Here is a 23,871-nt window from a genome sequence, read left to right as displayed (position 1 = left end):
GCCGCCAAGGCGTGGACCCTACCCGTTCCGCAAGGAACCACCTCGGCACGCGAGTCGTGCCTGCATGACCGGATACCGCGTATCCGGTCCGCAAGACACCTGGTCTTGCCGACCCGCCGATGGCAACCGCCCGGCGGGTTTTTTCATGGGCGCGCAAAGGCTGCGCTACGGCATGGATGGCCGCCAGAGCGGCCAAAGAAAAAGCGCCGCACCCTTGCGGGTACGGCGCCCGGGGCGCCTTGGGCGAGGCCCTGCGCGGCCGTCAGTGCGTGACGCGGGTCACGCCGCCGGAGGACAGCAGCCGCACCCGTTCGCCGGGGCGGAAGGCTTCGTCGGCCTCCTGCGTGATCGCTCGCATCTCGCCGTTGTCCAGGCGCACAGTGATCTCCAGCGCGCGGCGCTGGTTGATCTTGTTCTCGGTCGCGCTGCCGGCGATGCCGCCCAGCACCGCGCCGAGGATGCCGGCCGCCACCGCGCCGTTGCCGCCGCCGATGGTGCTGCCGGCCGCGATGCCGCCGATGGCGCTGCCGGCCAGCGTGCCGGCGCCGGTCTGGCCGCCCTGGATGGTGACCTCGCGGATGCCTTCGACCACGCCGTAGCGCACGGTCTGCTCGCGCTGCGCCTGGCCGGTGCCGTAGACGCTGTTCGAATTGGATTGGGTGGCGCAGCCGGCCACCAGCGTGGCAACCACGGCGGCCCCAAGGACTGCAAGCGCGCCGCCGCGTAGCTTCTTGTTCATGTCAGTTCCCGAAAAGACGCTACGCGCTGGCCGCAGCTCAGGCGTAGCGGTACCCGAATGCGGACTGGAACCGGTTGCCGATTTCCTCGCGCGATAACCAGTGGTTCTGCGGACCCTGCTGCGCGATCTTGACCGACCCCATCAGCGATGCCAGGCGGCCGGTCGTTTCCCAGTCTAATCCGTTTTCAATGCCGAAGAGCAGGCCGCCGCGGAAGGCGTCGCCACAGCCGGTCGGGTCGACGATGCGCTCGGCCGCAACGGCCGGGATCGCGTACTGGCGGCCATCGGCAAAAATGCTGGCGCCGCGCTCGCCGTGCGTGACGATGAAGGCACGGACCTTGGCGGCAACCTCGGCGCTGGTCCACGCGGTGCGCGACAGCAGGACCTGCGCTTCGTAGTCATTGACTGTCACGTAACTGGCGAGTTCGACGAACTCCCGCAGGTCGTCGCCGTTGAACAGCGGCATGGCCTGGCCCAGGTCAAAGATGAACGGCACGCCGGCTTCGGCGAACTGGCGCGCGTGGTGCAGCATCCCTTCGCGGCTGTCGGGCGCGACGATGCCCAGGCTCGGCGCCTGGGCGCCGCCCAGCGCGTCCTTGACCTGGTTGAGCTGCGACTGGCTCATTGCGCCAGGGTGGAAGGCGGTGATCTGGTTGTTGTCCAGGTCGGTGGTGATCATGGCCTGCGCGGTGAAGGTCTCCGGCAGCACGCGGATATGGCCGGTGGGGATCTCCAGCTTGCGCAGGTATTCCAGGTAGGGCTCGGCGTCGCTGCCGACGGTGGCCATCACCACCGGATCGCCGCCCAGCATCTTCAGCGTATAGGCGATATTGCCGGCGCATCCGCCGAACTCGCGGCGCATGCCGGGCACCAGGAACGAGACGTTCAGCATGTGGATCTGGTCCGGCAGGATGTGTTCGCGGAAGCGTCCGTCGAACGTCATGATGGTGTCGTAGGCGACGGAGCCGCAGATCAGGCTGGCCATGCTCTCTCCAGGTGTCAGATTGGTCTTTTGGTGGATCGGCGCCCTCGCGGGCAGAAGCAGTAACGCAGAAAACAGAAGCGGCCGCCCCGGGTTGCGGGCGGCCGCTGACATCGCAGGCGTGCCGCCTGTTACTTCAGCGCGGCCAGGGCGGCGTCGTAGTCGGGCTCGGTCTTGATTTCCGGCACCAGCTGGCTGTACTTGACGGTGTCGTTCTCGTCCAGCACCACCACGGCGCGCGCGGTCACGCCGGCGAGCGGCCCGGTCTTGATGTCGACGCCGTAGTTGCCCTTGAACTCGGCGCCGCGCATGGTCGACAGCGGCACCACGTTGGCCAGGCCTTCGGCGCTGCAGAAGCGACCCATGGCGAACGGCAGGTCGGCGGAGATGGTCAGCACCACGGTGTTGGCCAGGCCGCTGGCGGCTTCATTGAACTTGCGCGCGGAGGCCTGGCACACCGGCGTATCCAGGCTCGGGACGATGTTCAGCACCTTGCGCTTGCCGGCGAAGTCGCCCAGCGTGACGTCCTTCAGGTCCTTGCCGACCAGCGAGAAGGCCGGGGCCTTGTCGCCGGCTTGCGGGAACTTGCCTGCGACTTCGATGGCGTTGCCGCCGAGGGTGACGTTGCTCATGTCTACTCCTTGAGATCTGATGGGTTTCCGGTTGCGGTCCGGAGCGGGGGCAAGGCTCGCTGCCTGACTCGGATTCGGTCCGGCGGCGGGCCAGGAATTCAGGGGTAAAAAATCAGCACGCGATAGTTGGCTGGCGCCTGCTGCGTTCGGAATCGTACCCGAACCGGCAGCTCCATGCCCGCGCGCAGCCCTTGCGCGGCAAAGGCCTGCTGCGATGGCTCCAGGTATTCCGCAGGCTGCAGCACCCGGCGCAGCAGCAGCTGGTCCTGCAGGTCGGTCATGACCAGCTCGATCGCCGGCAGCGCGGTGCTGGCGCGGCCCTGGTTGCGCAGCGTGACGGCCAGCAGGTAGGTGTCGCCGCCTTCATCCTGGCGCTGCAGCTGCGAGGTCTCGATGCGCAGCGCATCGATGTCGCGCCACGGCGGCACCGTGCAGCCCGGCGGCGCGCATGCCGCCTCGAGTGCCGGGCGCAGCATCGGAAAGTGCCCGGCCAATTGACTGCGGCCCAGGTAGACCAGCTGCAACAGCGCGGCGATGGCAAGTACCACGGCCAGCGCGGGCCACGCGGCGCGCGGCACCGCGATGGGCCGGCGCGGCTCGCGTTCGCGTTCACGCTCGCGCGCGTGCCGCAGGAAGTCAGGGGCAAACACCGGGCCGGCCGGCGCTTCGGCGCGGACCCAGCGGCGGGTCACCTGCTCGCGCGCGACGGCGCCGCCCGTGGCGCTGGCGATGGTGTCGGCAGCGGCGGCGGTCGCCTGGTCCTCGTCGCCGGCGGCGGGGGCCGCGTCCGGGGACGCCGGCCAAGCTGGTTGCGAGGGGGTGTCAGCCGGGAGCGGCGTGTGATCCGGCCACGGCGCGGGCTCGGGTGCCGTGTCGGCCGATGCCGCGCGCAGGAATTCGCTCGCGCTGGGAATCGCGCCAGGGGCCGGCGCCGCAGGCGTCCCGGCGGCGCTATCGAGCGCGCCGTGATCGAGCGCCGGCCACGCGGCTGGCGGCGTGGGCTGCTTTGCGGCCGGTGCCGGGACCGGGGCCGCTTCGGCGACCGCGTCCGCTGCCTGGCGCTGCGCGTCGCGCGCATCGCGGTCGGCGACGGCTGCGTTGGCTTCGCGCAGCGCACGCTCGATCTCGGCATCGTCCATGCCGGCCTGCGGCGGCAAGGCCGTGTCCTCGGGCGACGACATCAGCATGGTCGGCGCATCCAGCGCCGGCACGTCATAGCCGGGATCGATGGTCGGGGTGAAGGCGGGCTTCGGGGCGGACATCTGCCCAGCTAGCGCTGGCGCCGATGCGGGCGGCGTGGCGGCTTCAGCGGCCGCCGGGGCAGGCGCGGCAGGTGTGGCAGGTGTGGAAGCTGTGGCAGAGGCAGCCGGCTTCTGTGCCGGGGCGCTGACCGCGCTGGTGCCCGCCGGCAGGGGAATCTCGATCAGGTGCTCGCGCGCGTCGAACACCGTTTCGCACTGGCCGCAGCGCACCAGCCCCTGGCGCAGCCGCAACTGGTCGGCGACCAGCCGGAAGGCGGTGCGGCAGGCCGGGCAGCGCGTGACTAGCTTGACGGCGGCCATCGGGCGCAATCAGGGGCGGGTGCCGTGCAGGCAGACCCAGCCTTCCTCGCTGCGCCACACCGTCAGCGGCAGCCAGGGCGCGTAGGCCGCTGCGACTTCTTCCGCCTGGCGCTCGAGCACGCCGGACAGCACCAGCCGCCCGCCGGCGCGCACGCGCGCGCTCAGCATGGCCGCCATCAGCTTGAGCGGATTGGACAGGATATTGGCGACCACCAGGTCGTAGCTGGCCTCGGACACCGATTCCGGCAGCGCGAATGACGCCTCGACCTGGTTGCGTTCGGCGTTGTAGCGCGACGCTTCCACGGCGTTGGGGTCGATGTCGATGCCGACCGTGTCGCCGGCGCCCAGCTTGCGCGCGACGATCGCCAGGATGCCGGAGCCGCAGCCGTAGTCGAGCACGGTTTCGCCCGGCGTCAGGTTCTGCTCCAGCCACTGCATGCACAGCCGCGTGGTGGGATGGCTGCCGGTGCCGAAGGCCAGGCCCGGGTCGAGCTCCAGCACCACGGCGTCGGGCTCGGGCGCGTCGTGCCACGACGGCACGACCCAGATGCGCTCGCCCACGCGGATCGGCTCGAACTGCGATTGCGTCAGCCGCACCCAGTCCTGGTCCTCGACCGCGCGCAGCTGGTACGGCGGCACCGGGTCGATGCCGAGCTGGTTGGCGGCAGCCGCCACCACCACGGCCGGATCGGCGTCGTCGCCGAACAGCGCGACCACGCGCGAGCGGTTCCACGCGAGTTGCTTCGGTTCCAGCCCGGGCTCGCCAAAGAGCGGCTGCTCGTCGGGCGTATCGGCGTCGGCGTCTTCCACCGAGACCGACAGCGCGCCGAGGTCGAACAGGGCGTCAGACCAGGCCTCGGCCTGGTCCTGCGCCACTTCGATCACACATTCCTGAAATGCCACGGGCTTCCTTCTGTTGCTGCGGGTTGCTCAGACCGGTGCTCAGGCCTTCGCGCGTTCTGCCAGGCGATGCTCGAGATAGTGGATGCTGGTGCCGCCTTCAACGAAGTTGGCGTCCATCATCAGCTCGCGGTGCAGCGGCACGTTGGTCAGGATGCCGTCCACCACCATTTCCGACAGCGCGATGCGCATGCGGGCGATTGCCTGCTCGCGCGTGGCGCCGTAGGTGATGATCTTGCCGATCATCGAATCGTAGTTGGGCGGGACGAAGTAACCATCATACGCGTGCGAGTCGACCCGCACACCCGGGCCGCCCGGCATGTGCCAGGCGGTGATGCGCCCCGGCGACGGGATGAACTTGAACGGGTCCTCGGCGTTGATGCGGCATTCGATGGCATGGCCGCGGAACTGCACGTCCTTCTGGCGGAAGCGCAGCTTTTCGCCGAAGGCGATGCGGATCTGCTCCTGCACGATGTCGATGCCGGTGATCATCTCGGTGACAGGGTGCTCGACCTGCACGCGCGTGTTCATCTCGATGAAATAGAACTCGTTGTTCTCGTACAGGAACTCGAAGGTGCCGGCGCCGCGGTAGCCCATCTTCTTGCACGCATCGGCGCAGCGGTCGCCGATGCGCTCGATCAGGCGGCGCGGAATGTGCGGCGCGGGCGCTTCCTCGATCACCTTCTGGTGGCGGCGCTGCATCGAGCAGTCGCGCTCGCCCAGCCAGATCGCCTGCTTGTGCTGGTCGGCCAGGATCTGGATTTCCACATGGCGCGGGTTCTCGAGGAACTTCTCCATGTAGACCTCGGGATTGCCGAAGGCACGGCCGGCTTCTTCGCGCGTCATGTTGACGGCGTTGATCAGCGCGGCTTCGGTATGCACCACGCGCATGCCGCGGCCACCGCCGCCACCGGCGGCCTTGATGATCACCGGGTAGCCCACGCGGCGCGCGGTCGCCAGGATTTCCTTGGGATCGTCGGGCAGGGCGCCGTCCGAGCCGGGCACGCACGGCACGCCGGCCTTGATCATGGCCTGCTTGGCCGACACCTTGTCGCCCATCAGGCGGATGCTGTCGGCGGTCGGGCCGATGAAGACGAAGCCGGATTTTTCCACGCGTTCGGCAAAGTCCGCGTTCTCGGACAGGAAGCCGTAGCCGGGGTGAATGGCCTGCGCGTCGGTCACTTCGGCGGCCGAGATGATGGCCGGCATATTCAGGTACGACAGCGGCGACGGGGCCGGGCCGATGCAGACGGCTTCGTCCGCCAGGCGCACGTACTTGGCCTCCTTGTCGGCCTCGGAGTACACCACGACCGTCTTGATGCCCAGCTCGCGGCAGGCGCGCTGGATGCGAAGAGCGATTTCGCCGCGGTTCGCGATCAGAATTTTTTCAAACATGGTCTCTCTCTGCGAGAACAGTAGCGGCCCCGCTGCGTGGCGCCATGGCGCGCCAGGCGCGCTCCGCGATGGCCGGTGAGGGCGGCGAGACTGCGGGAACTGCATGGAACTGCACGGAACGGGCCGCGAAGCCCACAACGTCCGTGGCGCGGGAAGCGCCCTGGCATGCGGTGCGGGCGGGGCCGCAGTGGACCGCTGGCGCGGACGGCTGCGGCATCGGGCCCGGCATGCCGGTCAGGATCAGCCGATGACGAACAGCGGTTGGCCGTATTCCACGGCCTGGCCGTTCTCGACCAGGATTTCCTTGATGACGCCGGCCTTGTCGCACTCGATCTCGTTGAGCAGCTTCATGGCTTCGATGATGCAAACGGTCTGGCCTTCCTTGACCGCGTCGCCGACGTTGACGAAGGGCGCGGCGCCCGGCGACGGCGCGCGGTAGAAGGTGCCCACCATCGGCGACGTCACCACATGGCCGGCGGGCAGTTGCGGAGCCGGCTCGGCAGCCGGTGCGGCGGCGCCGACAGGGGCCGTGGCCGCCGGCACGGCGGCGGGCAGGGCCTGCATCTGCGGCATGGCCATCGGCGCGGCGATGACTTGCGGCGGTTGCTTGACGATGCGTACCTTGCCGTCGCCTTCAGTGACTTCCAGCTCGGAGATGCCGGATTCGGCCACCAGGTCGATAAGCGTCTTCAGCTTGCGCAGGTCCATCTTTTTATCCTCCTGAATCGGGTTTTCCGCCGCTGCCCGAGACGGGCCGTGGCGGAACAATCGTTGTGCCGGCCACCGGAAGTCCGCACCCGCCGTGCCGAGGCACGCCAACGGGCGCAGGCCGCCGGGCGGCGCGCGCAGGTTGTCGAAAAAATCCTTGTGGGGGTTCAGCTCCCCGAACTGTCGGGCGGGGGCTGCTCCTGGCCCAATACATAGTCCAGCGCCAGCAGATAACCCTGCCAGCCAAGCCCGCAGACCACCCCGACCGCCACGTCCGAGAAATAGGAGTGGTGCCGGAAGCTTTCGCGCCGGTGCACGTTCGACAGGTGCACCTCGACGAACGGGATCGCCACGCCGGCCAGCGCGTCGCGCAGTGCCACGCTGGTATGCGTATAGGCCGCCGGGTTGATGATGATGAACTCGACCCCCTCCGCGCGCGCGGCATGGATGCGGTCGACCAGCGCTCCCTCGTGGTTGGACTGGAACGTAGCCAGCGAAATGCCGGCTTTCGCCGCGCGTTCGGCCAGCGCCGCGTCGATATCGGCCAGCGTGGTGTGCCCGTAGGTTTCCGGCTCGCGCGTTCCCAGCAGGTTAAGGTTCGGTCCATGCAGGACCAGCACCTTGCGGTAGCGGGGTGAGCGACGGATAGAGCGGGATGCAGTCACGGCGGCTCGACCAGATCAACGAAATTGCGCGGAGATTACCGTAGCTTAGAGGGATTTGTCTAGCACGCGATACAGGGCTTGCGGGCTTGCGAAGCGCTCGCGCCGGCCTTTCGAGCACCTTCACGCAAAAGGATGCGGGTCTTGCGTAATTCCGTCCAGAAACCCGAAATTGCGCGATGATGGCGCGAAAGTGACTCAAGTGCGCGGCAACACGGCACGTAGTTCGTCCGCGGTGACCCGGCCCATCTTTCGATACTTGACCGATCCGTCCGGATTGATGACGACCGTATAGGGCAAGCCGCCGGCACTGTTGCCAAAATTGCGGGACAACTCGGTCCCGGCGAATCCCGCCACGGCCAGCGGGTAAGCGACCGGCACCTTTTTAGTGAACTGTTGGATGTTTGCCGCGGAATCGATACCGATGCCGACAAATTCCACCTGGCGGTGCTTGAACTCGTCATGCAGCGCGGTCAGCTCCGGCATTTCCTCGACGCATGGACCGCACCACGGCGCCCAGAAGTTGACCACGACGGTCTTGCCACGAAGCTTGTTCAGGTCCAGCTCTGCGCCAGCGGGATCGGGCAGACGCGACTGGAACAAGGTTTCGACGGCCTGATCGCTGACGGGCTTCGGCGTGAACACGAAATGCCCAGCCAGGGCTCCGGCCGCACAGGCGACTACGGCGACGGCGACCCACAGCCAGAGACGGGAGCGGCGTGCGGGCGGGGCGATGGTTTCAGTCATGGAATGGCTTGAACAGTAGAAGGTGGGACGGGGCTTCAGGCGTTGCCGGCGGCGCCGGCGGCATCCAGCAAGGCCTGCACGGCCTGCACATCGGCGCGTGCCGGGCGCCCGGAGGCGTCGGTCCGCATTGCGCCCCGTTCGTCGATGGCATCATACAGTGCGATATGGATGCCGACTGGCGCACCCAGTTCGGCACGGACCTCCCCCGCGAGCAGTCGCGCCTCGCGGCGGTCGGGCCACTGGCCTTTCCACAGGAAACTCAGCGTTTCGACCTCGCCGCGGCCGCCGAAATGGCGGCTCTCGCTGGTCTCGAAGTCGACACCGGCGTTGATCAGGTGCAGCGCGGCATCCTTGGCGCTGTCACAGAAGCACTGCAGATAGATATCGGAGTGTTCGGTCGCGGTGCCGTTGAGCACGGCGCCGACCAGATAAGGACGGAACGTTGCCAGGTCTTCCATGGCCATGACCGCCAGCCGGCGCAGCAGCGCCAGCACGCGCGGCTGGCTGTCGGCGTGGAACAGCGCCTGGTAGGCGCGTACCTCGGCCTCGACCTGCTCGTTGTCGGGCAACCATTCGCCCGGCACGCGTTGTTCGCCCAGCACCTGGCGCGCGGCCTTGCGCTTGGCGGTGGCGTAGTCGGCACCGTCTTCGGCAATCATGCGGGCGGCGGCCTGGGCGATTTCCTCGCGCAGGCGGGTGGGGTCTGGGGCGGTACGTCGGTTCATGCCCCATGATACCGGAGGCTTCAGCGCACGCGCTGCCGGCGCTGTCCCAGTGCAGGGAAGGGCGCTGGCGCTCGGGTACAATCGAAGGCTTCCTGCCCGGCCGCAGCGCCGCAAGGCTCCAACCCAGCCGCCGCGCCGCCGGGCCCGAATCCCCTCGCCTGCGGGCTTCAAGTCTTTCCGGGAACCCATGCATATTCATATCCTTGGCATCTGCGGCACCTTCATGGGCGGCCTGGCGGTGCTGGCCAAGCAGGCCGGCCACCGCGTCACCGGCTGCGATGCCAACGTCTACCCGCCGATGAGCACCCAGCTCGAAGCCCAGGGCATCGAACTGATCGAGGGCTTCGACCCGGCCCAGCTGGCGCTGGAGCCGGACCTGTTCGTGATCGGCAATGTGGTCTCGCGCGGCAATCCGCTGATGGAGGCCATCCTCGACCGCAACCAGCCCTATGTGTCAGGCCCGCAATGGCTGGGCGAGCATGTGCTGGCGCGGAAGTGGGTGCTGGCGGTGGCCGGCACGCACGGCAAGACCACCACCACCTCGATGCTGGCCTGGATCCTGGAAGATGCCGGCTACAACCCTGGTTTCCTGGTGGGCGGGGTGCCGCAGAACTTCGGTATTTCGGCGCGCGTGACCGAATCGGACTTCTTCGTGATCGAGGCTGACGAGTACGACACGGCGTTTTTCGACAAGCGCAGCAAGTTTGTCCACTACCGGCCGCGCACCGCCATCCTGAACAACCTGGAATATGATCACGCCGACATCTTCCCGGATCTGGCCGCGATCGAGACCCAGTTCCATCACCTGGTGCGAACCGTGCCGGGCCAGGGCCGGATCGTCGTCAACGGCGTGGAGGAGAGCCTGGCGCGCGTGCTGGAACGCGGCTGCTGGAGTGAAGTGGAGCAGTTCGGCGTCGGCGACTGGCGCGAGAGCGACGCTGCCGGCACCAAGGCGGCGCCGGGCAAGGATGCGTTCGATGTGTGGTTCGGCAACGCCGTCGCCGGTACCGTGGTGTGGGACCTGCAGGGCACCCACAACCGCATGAACGCGCTGGCCGCGATCGCCGCCGCGCGCCACGTGGGCGTGCCGGTCGCGCAGGCGATCGCGTCGCTGTCGCGCTTCGCCAACGTCAAGCGCCGCATGGAAGTGCGCGGCGTGGCCGGCGGCGTCACCGTCTATGACGACTTCGCCCACCATCCCACGGCGATCCAGACCACCCTCGAAGGGCTGCGCCGCCGTGTCGGCGGTGCCCGCATCCTGGCGGTGCTGGAGCCACGTTCCAACACCATGAAGCTGGGGGTGATGAAGGCGCAGTTGCCGGCCAGCCTGGAGCAGGCCGACCTGGTGTTCGGCTACGGCGCTCCCGCTGGCAAGGACGCGCTGGGCTGGGACCTGGCCGAAGCGCTGGCGCCGCTGGGCGCCACCGCCACCGCGTTCCAGGATCTCGGCGAACTGGTGCAGGCGGTGTGCGCCGCGGCGCGGCCGGGCGACCATGTGCTGGTGATGAGCAACGGCGGCTTCGGCGGCGTGCACCAGAAGCTGCTGGACGCGCTGCACCAGGGCGCCGCGGGCTGACCGGACGCACCGCCATGCTGCTGTATCTGCACGGATTCCGCTCTTCGCCGCAATCGTTCAAGGCCCAGCTGGTGCAGGCGCGCATGCGCGAGTGGGGCGTGGGGCGCTACTATGCCTGCCCCCTGCTCAATGTCTCGCCGGCGCTCGCCATGGCCCAGGCCCAGGCGGCGATCCGCGCCGCGCAGGCGGGTGGCGACCAGCAAATCGCCATCGTCGGCTCGTCGCTGGGCGGCTTCTACGCGCGCTGGCTGGGCGAGCAGCACGGCTGCAAGACCGTATTGCTCAATCCTGCCATCCATCCCTGGACCGACCTCGAAAGCTACCTCGGCGAACAGCCGCTGTGGCACGGCGGCGGCTCGGTCACGGTCGAACGCCGCCACCTGCAGGAACTGCTGGACCTGCGCGTGGACACCATCACCCGCCCCGAGCGCTACTACCTGCTCGCCGCCACCGGCGACGAGGTGCTGGATTACCGCGAAATGGTGGCGGCCTGCCCCGGCGCGAACATCCGCGTGATCGAGGGCAGCGACCACGGCATCAGCGGATTTGCCGACTATGTCGACGATGTGCTCGCCTTCTGCGGCTATGGCCCCGGCGGCAGGGTGCCGGCCGGCGCCGACGCGGCATGAGCGCGCAGTCGGTGCGCCGCTGCGGCTGGAGTCCCCACCTGGCCTTCGACGCGGCGATCCCGCCGAACCTGCGGCGCTGGGTCACCGGCGATGACGGTTCGCTGACGGCGCGGCTGGTGGCCGCGTCCGCTCGCTTTCGCGTGGCGCGGCTGTTGCAGGCGCCGCAGCGTCCGCTCGCCGACGAATGGCAGGCGCTGGGCCAGCCCGACCGCACCCCCGCGCTGACGCGCGAGGTGCTGCTGATCTGCGACGACATCCCCGCCGTGTTCGCCCACACCGTGGTGCGGCTGCGCCACGCGCGCCGCGACTGGCCATTCCTGCGCGGGCTGGGCGAGCGCCCGCTGGGCGGACGCCTGTTCGTCGATCCGGCGGTGCGGCGCGAGCCGTTCCAGTTTGCGCGGCTGCTGCCGCACCACCCGCTGCGCCAGTCCCTGCACCGCGTGCTGCCGGCCACGGCTGCAGTGCCGATGCTGACCGCGCGGCGCTCGGTGTTCCGGCGCGGCGGCGGCGTCATGCTCGTGACAGAAGTGTTCCTGCCGGACCTGCTGTCGCGGCCATCCCCGGGGACCGAGGCGGTACCGCATCCCAAATATATGCGGACGACAGACCGAAGCCCTGTTTCGACACACACTACCGAAATCAAGAAAGAGACCACGAGATGAAACTGCAGGGTCGGGTTGCCATCATCACCGGTGCCGCCGCCGGCATAGGCTTTGCCACCGCGCAGCGCTTTGCCGAGGACGGCGCCATTGTCGTGCTGTGCGACGTGCAGGAAGCGCGGGTGCGCGAGGCCGCCGCCAGGCTGGCCGCCACCGGTGCCACCGTTTCGGCCTACCGCGTCGACGTTACGCGCCGCGACGAGGTCGACGCCATGGTGGCCGCCGTGCTGGCCGCCCACGAGCGGGTCGATATCCTGGTCAACAACGCCGGCATCACCAAGGACGCGCGCCTGGCCAAGATGACCGAGGCCCAGTTCGACGCCGTCATCGACGTCAACCTGAAAGGCGTATTCAACTGCGCGCAGGCCGTGGCCGGGCTGATGACCGAGCAGGGCAAGGGCGTGATCCTGAACGCTTCCAGCGTGGTCGGCCTGTACGGCAATTTCGGCCAGACCAACTACGCGGCCAGCAAGTTCGGCGTGATCGGCTTCACCAAGACCTGGGCGCGCGAGCTGGGCCCCAAGGGCGTGCGCGTGAACGCGGTGTGCCCGGGCTTCGTCAACACCGAGATCCTGCAGACCGTGCCGGACAAGGTGCTGGACGGCATGAAGTCGTCGTGCTGGCTGCGCCGGCTGGCCGAGCCCGCCGAGATCGCCAGCATCTATGCCTTCCTGGCCAGCGACGACGCCAGCTACGTCAACGGCGTGGCGATCGAGGCCAGCGGCGGCATGTCGCTCTGAACCCCCGGAGGGCGGCCGCACCGGGGTGCGGTATCATGCCAGGTCTCGGCCTGGGTCTTTGCCGGTCACCGGCAGGCCGCCGACAGGCCCTCGCGCCCCGCACCCGTTCCCGTTCGCACGCGTTGATGTCCGGGTGCGCGCGGTGGCACCATTTCTCCCACCGGATCCGCTCCAGCGCTGGCCACAGGGCCGCCCGGCGCGGTTCCGCGCATAGTTGAAAGTACCGATCGATGCAGTTGCTGTTCGAAGAAGGCGGCGAGATCCGCGCCGGCACCGTGCTGAACCAGCAGGGCGAGGCTTACCAGGTGGAGCTGCCGGCCGGCAAGCGCACCAAGGTCAAGTCGCGCGACGTGCTGCTGCAGTTCGCGCAGCCGTCGGCGCCCGAGCTGGTGCGCCAGACCGGCGAGCTGGTGGCCGAGATCGACCTGGACTTCCTGTGGGAATGCGCGCCCGAGGCCGAGTTCGGCTTTGCCGAGCTGGCCGCGGAATACTACGGCGCGGAGCCCGGCGCGGTGCAGCAGGCGGCGCTGGCGATGGCGCTGCACGGCAACCCGGTGTACTTTCGCCGCAAGGGGCGCGGGCGCTACCAGCGCGCCCCCGAAGACCAGCTCAAGGCCGCGCTGGCCGCGCTCGAGCGCAAGCGCCAGCAGGCGCTGGTGCAGGCCGAGTATGAGGACCAGCTGAAGGCGCTGACGCTGCCGGAATCGTTCCGCAACAAGGTGCTGCAGCTGCTGTTCAAGCCCGACAAGAACAGCCTGGAATACAAGGCCATGGACGCCGCCTGCAGCGCGCTCGGCATGTCGCCGATGCGGCTGATGGTGGCTGCAGGCGGCGTCGCCAGCGCGCGCGCGCTGCACGAAGCCAAGTTCCTCGCCGAGTGCTTCCCCAAGGGCACCGGCTTCCCCGATACCGACGTGCCCGAGCCGCCCGCCGAGCTGCCGCTGGCCGAGGTCGAGGCGTTCTCGATCGACGACGTCACCACCACCGAGATCGACGATGCGCTGTCGGTGACGCAGTTGCCCGACGGCAAGCTGCGCATCGGCATCCATATCGCCGCGCCGGCGCTGGGCATCCGTCGCGGCGAGCCGCTCGATGCCATCGCGCGCCAGCGGCTGTCGACGGTCTATTTCCCGGGCGACAAGATCACCATGCTGCCGGACCCGGTGGTCGAGCGCTACACGCTGCAGGAGGGCCGGGTTTGCCCGGCGCTGTCGCTGTACGTGACGGTGGACCCGTCGGTGTGGCTAGTCACCGGCAGCGAGACCCGCGCCGAGATGGTGCCGATCGCCGCCAACCTGCGCCACAACCTGCTCGACGATGTCATCACCGAGGCCTCGCTCGCCGGGGGCACCGGCGACTACCCGTTCCGCGAGGCGCTGACCCGGCTGTGGCACTTTGCCGGCTACCTGTACGACGAGCGCCAGCGGGCACGCCTGGCCAGCGGCCTGCGCCCGGAGACGCATAACCGCGCCGACTTCAACTTCTACCTCGACGACCAGCCCGACGGCAGCCAGCGCGTGCGCATCGAGCAGCGCAAGCGCGGCTCGCCGCTGGACAAGATCGTGGCCGAGATGATGATCCTGGCCAACAGCACCTGGGGCAAGCTGCTGGCGGACCATGGCGTGCCCGGCATCTATCGCACGCAGAAGGCCTGGGGCATGCATCGCACGCGCATGCAGACCTACCCGGCGCCGCACGAGGGCCTGGGCGTGGCGCAGTACGCGTGGAGCACCTCGCCGCTGCGCCGCTATGTCGACCTGGTCAACCAGTGGCAGATCCTGGCGGTGGCCCAGCACGGCGTGACCGCCAAGCTGGTGGCGCCGTTCAAGCCCAAGGACGCCGACCTGCTGGCCGCGGTGGCCGACTTCGAAGGCACCTACGCCGCCTATGCCGACCACCAGTCGACCATGGAGCGCTACTGGTGCCTGCGCTGGCTCAAGCAGGAAAACCGCGAGCGCATGGTGGCCTCGGTGCTCAAGGAAGGCGCGGTGCGCTTCACCGAGATCCCGCTGGTCACGCGCGTGCCCGAGCTGGTGCAGGCGCAGCGCGGCACCCAGGTGCTGCTGGAAATCGGCGAGACCGACGAGATCACGCTGGAGGTCTCGTGCCGGGTGCTCGAGATCTTCGCCGGTGAAGGCGAGGTTCCCGAGGAAGAGCTGGAAAGCGACGAGGAAGCCGCCGAAATGTCCGCCGAAGCCGCAGCCGAGGCCGCGGCCGAGGAAGCCGCCGAGCAAGCCGCGGGCGTCGCGGAGCAGGAGCCGGCCCAGGCGGACGGCGACGCCGCCGGCGCGGCGTCGGGCGAGCGCGACACCGGCACCCCGGCGGCCGGCTGAAGCCTTCGGAAATCCGCGGGGCTCCCTTACAATGCGGGTCTGATCCGGGCCCCCGGGCCCGCCCTGCCTGCCGGCACGGCCGGTGCCGCCGCGCTTGTCTCCCGAGCCCTCATCCATCCATCGTGAACGCCACTCTTGCCGCTTCCCGCCCCTGGTGGCACGCCAGGTGGCACCACAGCAGTATGCTGGCCCGGGCGCTGGCCATTTCCGTGGCCGTGCACGCACTGCTGCTGATGGTGCGGGTGGCCGCGCCGGAAGTGTTCGAGATCAAGCGCAGCGACGCCGCGCTCGACGTGGTGCTGGTCAATGCCAAGTCGGCGCAGAAGCCGCGCAACCCGACCGCCCTGGCGCAGGCCAACCTCGACGGCGGCGGCGACCATGACCGGCAGCGCGCCACCACGCCGCTGCCGGCGCAGACCCTGACGCAGGAGGGCGACCTGGTGCGCCAGGTGCAGCGCCGGGTCGAGCAGCTGGAACAGGAGCAGCAGCGCCTGCTGACCCAGGCGCGCGAAGCCGCGCCGGCGGTGCGCAACCAGCCGCTCAGGCCGGGCGAGAAGCGCCAGGACGCGCCGCAGCGCGGCCAGGACGAGCGCACCTCGGCCGACGAGATGGCCAGGCTGGAAGCCGAGATCGGCCGCAACCTGGAGCACTACGCCAAGCGGCCCAAGCGTTTCCAGCTGACCGCCACCAGCGCGCAGGCGGTCGACTACGCGCAGTACTATGACCGGCTGCGCCGCAAGATCGAGGCGCGCGGCACCACCGATTTCCCGCAACGCAACGGCAAGCCGCTCTACGGCCAGCTGATCCTGGTGATCAACGTCAACCGGCAGGGCAAGCTCGGCTACAACCGCGACGGCTACAACGTCGATGCCATCGACGTGGTCAAGAGCTCGGGCGATCCCGCGCTCGACCGCCAGGCGGTGGCGATCGTGCGTGCGGCCGCGCCGTTCGGCGCCTTTACCGCGGAGATGTCGGCGCGCCAGGACATCCTCGAAGTCATATCCACTTTCAAGTTTTCGCGCAGCGGGCTGGAAACCCGCCTGCAGGCACGCTGATGACATCCACTGCCCCTTCCCAAGCCAGCGCCGACCGCTATGTGGTGATCGGCAACCCGGTCGCGCACAGCCGCTCGCCGGCGATCCACGCCGCCTTCGCGCGCCAGACCGGCGAGGCCGTGCAATATGACCGCCTGGAGGCGCCGCTGGACGGGTTCGCCGACACCGTGCGCCGGTTCTTCGCCGATGGCGGCTACGGCTGCAACGTGACCGTGCCGTTCAAGCTGGAAGCCTATGACCTGGCCGACCGCCTGACCGAGCGTGCCGAGGCCGCCGGCGCGGTCAACACGCTGTGGATCGAAGAAGGCCTGATCCATGGCGACAACACCGACGGCATCGGCCTGGTGCGCGATATCCAGGACAACCTCGACACGCTGATCGAAGGCAGGCGCGTGCTGCTGCTGGGTGCCGGCGGCGCGGCCATGGGCGCGATGCTGCCGCTGATCGAATGCCGGCCGTCGCGCATCGTGGTGGCCAACCGCACCGCGTCGCGCGCCAGCGACATGCTCGAAGAATTTGTCGAGGCGGCCGACCAGTATGGCGTCGAGCTGTGGGGCGGCGGCCTCGATGCGCTCGAGGGCCTGTCCGAGGACGAGGCCGTCGACGTGGTGATCAATGCCTCGTCCAGCAGCCTGCAGGGCGAGGTGCCGCCGGTGCCGGAGTTCCTGCTGGGGGAAGGCGTGCTGGCCTACGACATGATGTACGGCGCCGAGCCCACCGTGTTCCTGCAGTTCGCCGCGCGCTGCGGCGCGCGCGTCAGCGACGGCCTCGGCATGCTGGTCGAGCAGGCCGCCGAGGCCTTCTATATCTGGCGCGGCGTGCGGCCCCGCACCGCGCCCGTGCTGGCCGAGCTGCGCGCCGCGCTGCAGGCCGAACGCAAGGGCTGACCGGGACGCCGCCGGCCGTGGCCAACCGCAACCGCACGGCCAGTGCCGCCCGCACCCACGCGGCGCCGGCGCGCGCCGTCTTCAATCCGGTGCGCTGGCTCGGCTATCTGCTGGGCTGCGTGGCCGCCGGCGTGGTGGCGATGCAGCTGTACTTTTTCATGCAGATCGCCAGCTGGCAGTACCTCAATCCCACCACCACCACCTTCATGCGCGCCGAGCGCTGGCGCCTGTGCGGCATCAACGTGTGGAGCTGCGGCCTGGACCGGCAGTGGGTGCCATACGACCGCATCTCGCGCAATCTCAAGCGCGCGGTGATCGCCAGCGAGGACGCCGATTTCGTCAACCATCCCGGCTACGAGCTCGATGCCATGCTCGATGCCTGGGAGCGCAACAAGAAGCGGGGGCGCATCGTGCGTGGCGGCTCGACCATCACGCAGCAGCTGGCCAAGAACCTGTTCCTGTCGTCCGAGCAGCATTACCTGCGCAAGGGCCAGGAACTCGCCATCACCTGGATGCTCGAGTTCTGGCTCGACAAGCAGCGCATCTACGAGATCTATCTGAATTCGGTGGAATGGGGCGAGGGCGTGTTCGGCGTCCAGGCCGCGGCCCAGCACTACTTCCGCACCAGCGCCGACAAGCTCAGCGTGGGCCAGTCGGCGCGCCTGGCGGCGGCGCTGCCGGCGCCCAAGTGCTTCGACAAGAAGGAGTACTGCGCCAACGTGCGCGTGAACTTCCGCGCCAAGGCGGGCATCATCGCGCGGCGGATGGGGGCAGCGACGCTGCCCGACTGAAGCCGCCGGCCTCAGCTCAGCCAACCCTTCCTGCGGAAATACACCAGCGGGATCGCCGCCGACACCGCCATCAGCGCAATCGCCCACGGATACCCGGCGCCCCAGTCCAGTTCCGGCATGAACTTGAAGTTCATGCCGTAGATGCTGGCGATCAGCGTGGGCGGCATCAGCGCCACCGACACCACCGAGAACAGCTTGATGATCTTGTTCTGGTTGATGTTGATGAAACCGACGGTGGCGTCCATCAGGAAGTTGATCTTGTCGAACAGGAACGCGGTGTGGTTCTCGATCGAATCGATGTCGCGCAGGATCTGGCGCGCCTCGTCCTGCTGCTCGGCCGACAGCAGCTGGCTGCGCATCAGGAAGGACACCGCGCGGCGCGTGTCCATCACGTTGCGGCGGATGCGCCCGTTCAGGTCTTCCTCGCGCGCGATGGTTTCCAGCACGTCGGCCGCGGCGGCATCGGTAACGTTTTCGGCCAGCACGCGGCGGCTGGCTTCTTCCAGGCGTTCGTAGATTTCCTCGATCGAGTCGGCCGAGTATTCGGCGTCGGTCGCGTACAAGTCCATCAGCACGTCCTTGGCGTTGCGCACCGAGCCCGGGCGCATGCGCGCGCGCAGCCGCACCAGACGGAACACCGGCAGGTCTTCGTCGTGGATGGAGAACAGCACGTCCTTGGTCAGCACGAAGGCGACGCGCACGTTGCGCGACACCTCTTCCTCGTCGAGCAGGAAGTCGGTGCGGATATGGATGTTCTCGTCCTCGCCCTCGAAATAACGCGCGGACGCTTCCAGGTCGCCCAGGTCTTCCAGTTCAGGAAGGGCGACGCCATAGGCTTCCTTGATCCAGTTCAGTTCCTCGTCGTCGGGATTGACGACATCGATCCAGATCGGCTTGTGCTGCAGCAGCTCATTGCGCTCGTCGACCTGCTCCTGGGCAAGCCGGCCTTTTTGCAGGACGAACAGGTTGATCATCCCCGGGATTCCTTATTGCTGATTGCGACGAAAAACAAAGACAAGCGCGAAGACAAGCGCAGGCGGCTCGCCGCATTCCCAGGTATTGCGTCATGCCCCGTCATGGCCCCGCGGCATGCCGCGCGGGGCCGGGCCACGGGCAAGCGTGATCGCGCTGTCCCGCGGCTGCGTGCGGCAGGCGGACAAGGCGATGGCGTTTGCCTGGGTTGGCTGGCTAGCCGGGAGAGGGAAGATCCGCCACGGTGGGCGCGCATGGAGGCGCCGCCGGTGGCACGGAAAGACACTCGCCCGCAGTTCTGACTGCGGGCAAGGCCGACGAAGCGCGGAGCCGGATGCTCCGGGCGGGTCGTCGTTACGCAGCCCGCAGTGACATGGCATTCGCAGAGGTCGCAGCGTTGCCGCGCCAACTCGAACACCCGATGCTACTGCCCACGTAATTTCTCCGGGATTGTGATGGCCGCGAGTGTAGCCCAACGGAGGGTGGCTTGTTAAGTGAAATCTCGGCGACGGGGCGCACGCCGTTGCCCGCTCGCGACCCCGGTCGCGCTGCGCCGGCTCAGCTCACAGCGCCGCGCAGCCGGCGCCACAGCAGCGGCGCCAGCATCACCGAGGACAGCGCCAGGAACATCAGCACGATCGCGGCGTAGTCCTGCCAGTGCGGCTGCTCGCCCAGCATCCACATCCCGGAGAACACGCCGACCACCGGGATAAACATGATCGACAGGCTCGACACCACCGGCGGCAGGCTGCGCGCCAGCCCGAACCAGACCAGGTGGCAGAAGGCGAAGACCACCACCGCGTTGTAGGCGATCGCGGCCCATTCGATGGCGGTGGGCATGCGCCAGCCGTGTTCCAGCAGCAGCGAGCCCAGCGCCAGGAAGGGCAGCGTCACGGCCAGCATCCAGAAGGTCATGGCGCCGATCGGCACATCGGTCTGGGTGCGCTTCATCAGCTGGGTGCCGAAGCCCCAGCCGGCCGCGGCCAGCAGCATCAGCAGCGTGCCGGCGGGGCTGCCGGTCAGCGCGGCGAGTTCGCCCGACAGCAGCAGCACCGTGCCCGCCAGCGCGCAGCCGATACCCAGCCAGGCCCATGCGCCGATGCGCTCGCGGAAGAAGACCAGGCCCCAGACCACCGCCCAGATCGGCATGGTGTAGCCGAGGATGGCGGCGCGGCCAGACGACAGCATCTTGACCGCGCAGATCGCGAACAGGTGCCAGATCACCATGTTGGGCAGCGCCAGCCGCAATACCGTGCCCCATTCGCGCCGCGGCACGGCCAGCGAATCGCCGCGCAGCCGCAGCGCCAGCCCCAGCGCCACCAGCCCGCCGGCCATGCACAGCAGGCGAAAACCCATTGCCGGGAAATGCGCCACGCCCACCTTCATGATGGGCCAGTTGATGCCCCAGGCGAGCGTCAGCACCACAAGCAGGAAGAGACCACGGCGATCGAGAGACATGGCGGGACGCGGCTGTGCGGGATGCCGCGCATTGTTTTGAGACGAAGCGCAAAACGATAGCACGCAGCGGGTAAAATTGCCGAAAGCGACATATGCTGCAGGGATGAAAGGTTTTCACGCCACTGCGGCCAACCGCGCCGGCCGAGTCCATCGGTCACGACGGGCCTCATGATGAGACGCCGGCGCCACCAGGACATTTCGAGTACCCATGACCTTCATCGAGCAGCTTGCTGCCGCCTGGCAGCGCAACGATTCCCTCCTGTGCGTCGGGCTCGATCCAGACCCGCACAAGCTTCCTCTGTCCCTGACCGGGGCCGGCGGCGCCATCTTCTCGTTCTGCCGCGAGATCGTCGACGCCACCGCGGACCTGGTGTGCGCCTTCAAGCCGCAGATCGCCTACTTCCATTCGCAGCGCGCCGAAGACCAGCTCGAGCAGCTGATCCACTATATCCACGACGCCCACCCCGGCATCCCGGTGATCCTCGACGCCAAGCGCGGCGACATCGGCTCGACCGCCGAGCACTATGCGCTGGAAGCCTTCGAGCGCTACAAGGCCGATGCGGTCACGGTCAGCCCGTACATGGGCTTCGACTCGATGCAGCCCTACCTCGCCTACCCGGACCGCGGCGTGATCGTGCTGTGCCGCACCTCCAACCCGGGCGGCTCGGACGTGCAGTTCCTGCAGGTCGACGGCAAGCCGCTGTACCAGCTCGTGGCCGAGGCCGCGCGCGAGCGCTGGAACACCACCGGCCAGATGGGCCTGGTGGTCGGCGCGACTTTCCCCAATGAGATCGCGCGGGTGCGCCAGATCGTCGGCGACATGCCGCTGCTGATTCCCGGCATCGGCGCCCAGGGCGGCGACATCGAGGCCACGGTGAAGGCCGGTCGCACCGCCGACGGCACCGGCATGATGATCAACTCTTCGCGAGCCATCCTGTACGCCAGCCGCGAGAAAGACTTCGCGGCGGCTGCGCGCAACGTTGCGCTGCAGACGCGCGATACCATCAACCGCTATCGCCACGGCTGACCGCCACGGCCGCCACACGCGGCAGGATAAAAAAAACGCGCCTGCTGGCGCGGTTTTTTTTGGATCGGGCTGCTTGCCGCGGCCGGTCTTTCAGGCCTCGTTACGCAACAGCTCCACCAGGCCGCGCATCGCGTGCTCGGCCGCCTGACGCCGGATCTGCGCGCGGTCGCCGGGAAAGCGCTGGGTTTCGACGATGGTGGTGATGCGGTTGCTCCAGCCGAAGCACACCATGCCAACCGGCTTTTCCGGGGTGCCGCCGTTGGGGCCGGCGACCCCGGTGATCGACAGGGAAACCTGCGCGCGGCTGTTCAGCAGCGCCCCTTCCGCCATCGCGCGCGCCACTTCCTCGCTGACCGCGCCGTGATCGCGGATCAGCTTGGCCGGCACGCCCAGCATGGTGGACTTGGCCTCGTTGGAATACGTGACGAAGCCGCGCTCGAACCAGCCCGACGAGCCCGACACGTCGGTAATGGCGGCGGCGACCAGGCCGCCGGTGCAGGATTCGGCGGTGGCGAGCATCAGGGATTTGTCGGCTAGGGCTACGCCGGCCTGGATGGCGAGCTGGTCGAGCAGGCGGCTGACGGACATGATGGGTGCAGGGTTGTTTTGGGGGAATCAGTCTGGCGTTCGCCGCTCAGAACGAGCGCCACAGCGCAAACACCAGCAGCGTGTAGAACGCCGCGAAGATATCGTCGAACATCACGCCGAAGCCGCCGCGCAAGCCCGGGCCTTTCAGGGCGCGGTCATAGTGGCCGATCGGGGCCGGCTTGGCGATATCGAACAGCCGGAACCACAGGAACGCGGCGAACTGGCCCCAGAAGCCGGTCGGCATGACAAAGGCCAGCACCAGCCAGAACGCGACGATCTCGTCCCAGACCATGCTCCCGTGGTCGTGCACGCCCATGTCGCGCGCGGTGCGGGCGCACGCCCACAGGCCCAGCACGAAGCCGCCGGCGATGATCCACAGCCAGGCGGCGGGCTCGATCCACAGTGAGATCACCACGAACGAGAGCCAGGCGTAAAGCGTGCCGACGGTGCCGGGGCCGACCGGCGACAGGCCCGAGCCGAAGCCGAAGGCGATCAGGTGCGCCGGATGCGCCAGCATGAAGCGCGCGCTGGGGCGCGTGACCTTGACGGTCTGGCCGGCTTCCAGGGTCAGGGCGGGGTCGCGCGGCGCGGCCCCGGGAGGGAAGGTGGACATCAAAGTTGGCTCGTGTGATGCGGATGCGGCTTATGGTTATGGCCGGCTGCGCTGCGATTCGTGCGGGATTCCCGTGCCCGCGCAGGCGCCGATGCCGGCATCATGACATGCCTGTGACCGAGTGTCAGGGGGCAGCGAAATGGTCGAAGCTGGCGCCCTCGTAGCGGGTCGGGTTGCCGGCGCGGTCGACCAGCCGCAGGCCCGGCTCGGGCGTGATCGTGCCGACGCGCGTCAGCGGCAGCGCCAGCCGCTCGCCGATCGCGGCAACGGCGTCGCGCTGGCCCGCCGGCGCGGTGAAGCACAGTTCATAGTCGTCGCCGCCGGCCAGCACGCATTCGCGCTGGATGGCGTCGCTTTGGCCGGCCAGCACTGCCGAGCGGGGCAAGGCGTCGATATCGACCAGGGCCCCGACCTGAGAGCGGACCAGGATATGGCCGAGATCCCCAATCAGGCCGTCCGAAATGTCAAGTGCTGCATGCGCCACACCCCGCAAGGCCATGCCCAGCGCCACCCGCGGCGTGGGCGTGTCCATGCGGGGGCGGACCTGGCTGAACTCGGGTTCGGGCAGCAGCCATTCGCCGCGGCAGTCGCCCAGCGCCAGCCGCGCGTCGCCCAGGGTGCCGGAAATCCAGATATCGTCGCCCGGGTGCGCGGCGTCGCGGCGCAGCGCGGCGCGCAGCGGCACGTCGCCGAATACCGTCAGCGACAGCGTCAGCGGGCCGCGCGTGGTGTCGCCGCCCACCAGTTCGCAACCATGTTCGTCGGCCAGCGCCAGCATGCCGGCGGCAAGTTCGGCCAGCCAGTCGGGCTCGGCCTCCGGCAAGGCCAGCGCCAGCGTGAAGGCGCGGGGCTCGGCACCCATGGCGGCGAGATCTGACAGGTTCACGGCCAGCGCCTTGTGGCCGAGCGCCCGCGGCGCCACGTCGGGAAAGAAATGGCGGCCGCTGACCAGCATGTCGGTGCTGATGGCCAGATGGTGTCCCGGACGGCCCTCGACCAGCGCGCAGTCATCGCCCACGCCGAGCGCAGCCTTGCGCACCGGCCGTGTGAAATAGCGGCGGATCAGGTCGAATTCGGAGAGCTGGACGGACTGGGCGTTGGGCATGGGTCGACGACGTGCCGGGACGGGCGGTGGAGTGACGGCGGGATTTTGCGGCAGATCAGCGGGTTTGCGGAAAATCCCGCAGCGGCGCGGCATCAGCATGGGGCGCGCCGTGCGTTTCAGCAAGATACTGCCGCGCATCACAGCCATGACCGCCATGCGCTGCGCCGCTTTGCCGGCTCGGCGCTACGCTTGCTGGTGTTGCCCGGGAGGATGGGGCATATTGTACCGAATCGCAAAGGTGCCCCAAGCAAAACGCTTATTGTGAAATAGTTTTTCACTATATAAAATGCTGGGTTCCAAAGGAAGAGAAGGGCGGACGCGTGGAGCCGGTCCGCCGATCGTCCCCGCCTCGTCAATGACGGCTCCACCGATTGGAAGATGCGCCG

24 protein-coding genes are annotated in these 23,871 nt (G+C 68.5%); 9 read left to right on the top strand and 15 right to left on the bottom strand.

Annotation, left to right across the window (positions count from 1 at the left end; all coding sequences use genetic code 11):
• Window positions 1-262 precede the first annotated feature (262 nt).
• The 10 genes from CBM2586_RS13765 to CBM2586_RS13720 all read right to left on the bottom strand — a co-directional run bounded on the left by CBM2586_RS13765 (window position 263) and on the right by CBM2586_RS13720 (window position 9,052).
• Complete coding sequence (locus CBM2586_RS13765; RefSeq protein ID WP_115661171.1) at window positions 263-739, bottom strand: hypothetical protein; 477 nt, start codon at window positions 737-739, stop codon at window positions 263-265.
• A gap of 37 nt (window positions 740-776) precedes the next feature.
• Window positions 777-1,724, bottom strand: a complete 948-nt coding sequence (locus CBM2586_RS13760; RefSeq protein ID WP_115661172.1) for a carbohydrate kinase family protein — start codon at window positions 1,722-1,724, stop codon at window positions 777-779.
• A 128-nt stretch (window positions 1,725-1,852) separates the two neighbouring features.
• Window positions 1,853-2,353: a thiol peroxidase gene (gene tpx, locus CBM2586_RS13755; protein ID WP_115688026.1), complete on the bottom strand. Its 501-nt coding sequence runs from the start codon at window positions 2,351-2,353 to the stop codon at window positions 1,853-1,855.
• Between the two features lie 98 nt (window positions 2,354-2,451).
• Window positions 2,452-3,915, bottom strand: a complete 1,464-nt coding sequence (locus CBM2586_RS13750) for a DUF3426 domain-containing protein (protein WP_115688760.1) — start codon at window positions 3,913-3,915, stop codon at window positions 2,452-2,454.
• Window positions 3,916-3,924: 9 nt separating this feature from the next.
• A complete protein-coding gene (gene prmA, locus CBM2586_RS13745; protein ID WP_115688024.1) occupies window positions 3,925-4,818 on the bottom strand; it encodes a 50S ribosomal protein L11 methyltransferase in 894 nt (297 codons plus the stop codon).
• A gap of 39 nt (window positions 4,819-4,857) precedes the next feature.
• Window positions 4,858-6,210 carry an acetyl-CoA carboxylase biotin carboxylase subunit gene (gene accC, locus CBM2586_RS13740; RefSeq protein ID WP_115661175.1) on the bottom strand — a complete coding sequence of 451 codons (1,353 nt, stop codon included), beginning with the start codon at window positions 6,208-6,210 and terminating at the stop codon, window positions 4,858-4,860.
• Between the two features lie 240 nt (window positions 6,211-6,450).
• Window positions 6,451-6,918: an acetyl-CoA carboxylase biotin carboxyl carrier protein gene (gene accB / locus CBM2586_RS13735; protein ID WP_115661176.1), complete on the bottom strand. Its 468-nt coding sequence runs from the start codon at window positions 6,916-6,918 to the stop codon at window positions 6,451-6,453.
• 167 nt (window positions 6,919-7,085) lie between these two features.
• Entirely contained in the window at window positions 7,086-7,583 is a 498-nt protein-coding gene (aroQ, locus tag CBM2586_RS13730; RefSeq protein ID WP_115661177.1) for a type II 3-dehydroquinate dehydratase, read from the bottom strand.
• Window positions 7,584-7,778: 195 nt separating this feature from the next.
• Window positions 7,779-8,327, bottom strand: coding sequence for a TlpA family protein disulfide reductase (locus CBM2586_RS13725; protein WP_115661178.1), 549 nt, complete (start codon window positions 8,325-8,327; stop codon window positions 7,779-7,781).
• A 35-nt stretch (window positions 8,328-8,362) separates the two neighbouring features.
• Window positions 8,363-9,052 carry a UDP-N-acetylmuramate--alanine ligase gene (locus tag CBM2586_RS13720; RefSeq protein ID WP_115661179.1) on the bottom strand — a complete coding sequence of 230 codons (690 nt, stop codon included), beginning with the start codon at window positions 9,050-9,052 and terminating at the stop codon, window positions 8,363-8,365.
• 187 nt (window positions 9,053-9,239) lie between these two features.
• Between CBM2586_RS13720 and mpl the strand changes: the two genes are divergently transcribed.
• From mpl to mtgA, 8 genes are all read left to right on the top strand, one after another.
• On the top strand, window positions 9,240-10,628 hold the full coding sequence (mpl, locus tag CBM2586_RS13715) for a UDP-N-acetylmuramate:L-alanyl-gamma-D-glutamyl-meso-diaminopimelate ligase (protein WP_115661180.1): 1,389 nt from the start codon (window positions 9,240-9,242) through the stop codon (window positions 10,626-10,628).
• 14 nt (window positions 10,629-10,642) lie between these two features.
• Window positions 10,643-11,257 (top strand): YqiA/YcfP family alpha/beta fold hydrolase, encoded by a 615-nt coding sequence (locus CBM2586_RS13710; protein ID WP_115661181.1) that lies wholly within the window; start codon window positions 10,643-10,645, stop codon window positions 11,255-11,257.
• A complete protein-coding gene (locus CBM2586_RS13705; protein WP_115688022.1) occupies window positions 11,254-11,919 on the top strand; it encodes a chorismate--pyruvate lyase family protein in 666 nt (221 codons plus the stop codon). Before CBM2586_RS13710 ends, CBM2586_RS13705 begins: the two co-directional genes overlap by 4 nt.
• Window positions 11,916-12,656, top strand: coding sequence for a 3-oxoacyl-ACP reductase FabG (fabG, locus tag CBM2586_RS13700; RefSeq protein ID WP_115688020.1), 741 nt, complete (start codon window positions 11,916-11,918; stop codon window positions 12,654-12,656). The genes CBM2586_RS13705 and fabG overlap by 4 nt, the downstream gene beginning before the upstream one ends.
• A gap of 230 nt (window positions 12,657-12,886) precedes the next feature.
• Complete coding sequence (locus CBM2586_RS13695; RefSeq protein ID WP_115661184.1) at window positions 12,887-14,989, top strand: ribonuclease catalytic domain-containing protein; 2,103 nt, start codon at window positions 12,887-12,889, stop codon at window positions 14,987-14,989.
• 122 nt (window positions 14,990-15,111) lie between these two features.
• Window positions 15,112-16,044: an energy transducer TonB gene (locus tag CBM2586_RS13690; protein ID WP_115661185.1), complete on the top strand. Its 933-nt coding sequence runs from the start codon at window positions 15,112-15,114 to the stop codon at window positions 16,042-16,044.
• Window positions 16,044-16,931 (top strand): shikimate dehydrogenase, encoded by an 888-nt coding sequence (gene aroE / locus CBM2586_RS13685; RefSeq protein WP_115688018.1) that lies wholly within the window; start codon window positions 16,044-16,046, stop codon window positions 16,929-16,931. Before CBM2586_RS13690 ends, aroE begins: the two co-directional genes overlap by 1 nt.
• A gap of 89 nt (window positions 16,932-17,020) precedes the next feature.
• Window positions 17,021-17,722: a monofunctional biosynthetic peptidoglycan transglycosylase gene (gene mtgA, locus CBM2586_RS13680; RefSeq protein WP_115663684.1), complete on the top strand. Its 702-nt coding sequence runs from the start codon at window positions 17,021-17,023 to the stop codon at window positions 17,720-17,722.
• An 11-nt stretch (window positions 17,723-17,733) separates the two neighbouring features.
• Here the strand turns inward: mtgA and corA are convergent, their stop codons facing one another.
• Complete coding sequence (corA, locus tag CBM2586_RS13675) at window positions 17,734-18,696, bottom strand: magnesium/cobalt transporter CorA (protein WP_018006324.1); 963 nt, start codon at window positions 18,694-18,696, stop codon at window positions 17,734-17,736.
• 556 nt (window positions 18,697-19,252) lie between these two features.
• Window positions 19,253-20,152 (bottom strand): DMT family transporter, encoded by a 900-nt coding sequence (locus CBM2586_RS13670; protein ID WP_115661187.1) that lies wholly within the window; start codon window positions 20,150-20,152, stop codon window positions 19,253-19,255.
• A gap of 208 nt (window positions 20,153-20,360) precedes the next feature.
• Here CBM2586_RS13670 and pyrF point away from each other — a divergent pair, with 208 nt between their 5' ends.
• Window positions 20,361-21,179: an orotidine-5'-phosphate decarboxylase gene (gene pyrF / locus CBM2586_RS13665; protein ID WP_115661188.1), complete on the top strand. Its 819-nt coding sequence runs from the start codon at window positions 20,361-20,363 to the stop codon at window positions 21,177-21,179.
• Window positions 21,180-21,269: 90 nt separating this feature from the next.
• On the opposite strand, the gene CBM2586_RS13660 is transcribed toward pyrF, so the two are convergent.
• From CBM2586_RS13660 to thiL, 3 genes are all read right to left on the bottom strand, one after another.
• Window positions 21,270-21,767 carry a CinA family protein gene (locus CBM2586_RS13660; protein ID WP_012353857.1) on the bottom strand — a complete coding sequence of 166 codons (498 nt, stop codon included), beginning with the start codon at window positions 21,765-21,767 and terminating at the stop codon, window positions 21,270-21,272.
• Window positions 21,768-21,813: 46 nt separating this feature from the next.
• Complete coding sequence (locus CBM2586_RS13655; RefSeq protein ID WP_115661190.1) at window positions 21,814-22,380, bottom strand: phosphatidylglycerophosphatase A family protein; 567 nt, start codon at window positions 22,378-22,380, stop codon at window positions 21,814-21,816.
• A gap of 124 nt (window positions 22,381-22,504) precedes the next feature.
• Window positions 22,505-23,485 carry a thiamine-phosphate kinase gene (gene thiL / locus CBM2586_RS13650; RefSeq protein WP_115688016.1) on the bottom strand — a complete coding sequence of 327 codons (981 nt, stop codon included), beginning with the start codon at window positions 23,483-23,485 and terminating at the stop codon, window positions 22,505-22,507.
• Window positions 23,486-23,871 lie beyond the last annotated feature (386 nt).

Source organism: Cupriavidus taiwanensis, assembly GCF_900250115.1.
Classification (GTDB): domain Bacteria; phylum Pseudomonadota; class Gammaproteobacteria; order Burkholderiales; family Burkholderiaceae; genus Cupriavidus; species Cupriavidus taiwanensis_B.
Note: the sequence above shows the minus strand (reverse complement) of the source record. Positions and strands in the feature narration are given on the sequence as shown.